General features: G+C 71.2%; 2 protein-coding genes. Both read right to left on the minus strand.

Annotated features, from left to right (window positions below):
• Positions 1-249: 249 nt before the first annotated feature.
• Positions 250-690 (minus strand): GFA family protein, encoded by a 441-nt coding sequence (locus tag ACFV9M_RS39760; RefSeq protein WP_385079883.1) that lies wholly within the window; start codon positions 688-690, stop codon positions 250-252.
• A 412-nt stretch (positions 691-1,102) separates the two neighbouring features.
• Entirely contained in the window at positions 1,103-2,311 is a 1,209-nt protein-coding gene (locus tag ACFV9M_RS39765; RefSeq protein WP_385102700.1) for an MFS transporter, read from the minus strand.
• Between the last annotated feature and the right edge of the window lie 95 nt (positions 2,312-2,406).

The raw sequence follows: 2,406 nt of genomic DNA on the forward strand, positions 1-2,406 counted from the left end.
CCACCCCCCAGGTCATGCCTTCGACAGGGGGCATCAGTCATGCCGGGCCCGGAGGCCAGCGGTCCTCTTGCAGGACCGCGAAGAACATAACGGGGCTCGCAATTCGTCACCGGTACCCCGATGCTTGGCGTACCCAGCCCTGGCTCTCACTTCCGCTTTCGTCCCGCGGTGGGGCGGCAGCTCGATTTCGTCGAGGAAGTAGCCCCACATATTTCTTAGTACCTTGGGTGTCCCTGAACTGCCGCGGTGTCAGCCGGTCGCGCTGGGCTCTGTCTGTGCCACCGAGGGCAGCCAGCGCACGGCGTTGTCGTGGAAGGACGCGTGGATCGGCACGAGGTCTTCGCCGCTCGTGTCGTCGAGGGCCGTGACGTTGATGCCGATCTCCGGGATGTCGCTGTCAATCGCCGCGACGCGGCTGCCGCAGGTAGGGCAGAAACCGCGCTTCGCCTCACTGGGGAAGGTCTCGTACCAGGTTGGTTCGCCACCCTCACCGGTCCAGGTGATCGTCTTGAAGCCCACCCACCACATCACGGGGGTGCCGCCCAGTTTCTGGCAATGATCACATTCACAGGTGTGGGGGAAGACTGCCGGGCCCTGGGCGGTGAAGCGGATGCGGCCGCACAGGCAGCCGCCAGTGCGTACCTCGGCCTCTTTGGCTCCCTGGGTGTCGGCGGCGCGGGTGGCGTTCATAAGGTGATCTCCCAGGTGGAGTGGGCGAGTTGAGCCCATCAGTGTGCCATCACTTCCATGATCGCCAGGACGCTGTTGGCGGCTCTGGCGTGGCCCCGGCAGTGTGCGCCGATCCCGGAGGCGGCACGGCCCGGGCGACGAACCCGCGCCCAGGGGCGTCCCAGGACGCGCACGGCCCATCGGGCATCGCGCCAGTTGCACAGGGCCTGTCTGAACCGCCGGGTGGTGTGCCGAACCCGACGAAGCGCTACTCGCCACTGAGGTGACCGACCTCGTCCCTCCCGATCTTGGCTGCGAACACGCACGAAACGCGCGGGTTCGCGGATTCTCGGAGTGGTGGAACGGAGAATCCACTCGCCAGATCGCCGTGGAGAGCGGTCCGGGAGCGGGTTGCAGGGGCGGTGGTCCTCCGTCAGCTCGGCGATGGACGTGGACCTCTGCGTACTCCGGCGGGGTCCGAGCAGGTGGCGATGAGCGCGGCGAGGAGTGATGTGGTGGCCAGCAACCCGAAGAGGTGGTTGTAGCCGCCGAGAAGGGGCGCAAGTGCCGCGCCGGCGAAGGGTGCGAGTGCGGCGGCGGTGGTAGCCGGGGCCGAGAGGAGGCCGGAGAGACGGCCGTAGTGGGTGTGGCCCCAGCGGTCTGTGACGGCGGTGGCCTGGAGCAGGGTGAGATTGCCGCGCACCATGCCGGCCGCGACCGATACGGCGATCAGCAGGACGTACGGGCCTGGCGTCACGGCGAAGGCGATGGTGGTGATGCCGCCCAGGGTGATGAGGACCGTGGTGCGCCTGGTCGCGGCCGTACGTCGGGCGAGGGCGGCGTACAGGGTGCGGCCCAGGGTCTGTCCGGCGCCGCCGATGCCGAGGACCCAGGCGGCCTGGGCGGTTGAGTAGCCGCGTTCGAGCAGCAGGGGGACGAGGGCGACGACAACGGCGTACATCGCGAATGCCGACAGGGTGAATGCTGCGGCGAGGAGCCAGAACGGGCGGCTTCTGGCGACGGGCGTGGTGCCGTCGGCATGGTGGGGTGCGGCGGCTGGGGCGGGCGGCCAGGGTGCGCGCAGGGCCAGGGCGTGCGTGGGGATGGTCAGGACGGCGAGCAGTCCGGCGAGGGCCAGGTAGGTGTGCCGCCAGGAGAGATGCTCGGCGAGCAGGGCGGTCAGGGGTGCGAAGACGGTGGAGGCGAGTCCGCTGGCGAGGGTGACGATGGTGAGCGCGCGGATGTGGTCGGGGGCCCACCAGCGGGTGAGGGCGGCGAAGGCTGGCTGGTAGAAGGTGGTCGCCATCGCGAGCCCGGTGAGGGCCCAACCGGCGAAGAAGACAGGCAGGTTGGGGGCGGCGGCCACGAGCAGCAGGCTGACGGTGCCGACGGCGGAGCCGGTGGTCATGACGGCGCGCGGGCCGCGCCGGTCCAGGATCCGGCCGACGCGGATTCCGGCGAGGGCGGAGACGACGAGCGCGAGGGAGAAGGCCGCGGTGGTCGCGCCCGCCGGCCAGTCGGTCGCGTGCGTGATCTCGGGATTCAGGACGGGGAACGCGTAGTAGACGATGCCCCAGCTGGTGATCTGCGTCAGGCAGAGGGCGGGCAGGGCGGCGGGGGGGGGGGCGCCCGCGCCCCCCACGGGCGGGGGCCCCCCCGGGGGGGGGGGGTTGTGGGGGGACCCCGCCCCCCCCCGCCCCCCCGCGCCGCACGAGGCCGCCGCGGCCGGCCCGCCGC

The organism is Streptomyces sp. NPDC059895 (genome assembly GCF_042731035.1).
Lineage (GTDB): Bacteria > Actinomycetota > Actinomycetes > Streptomycetales > Streptomycetaceae > Streptomyces.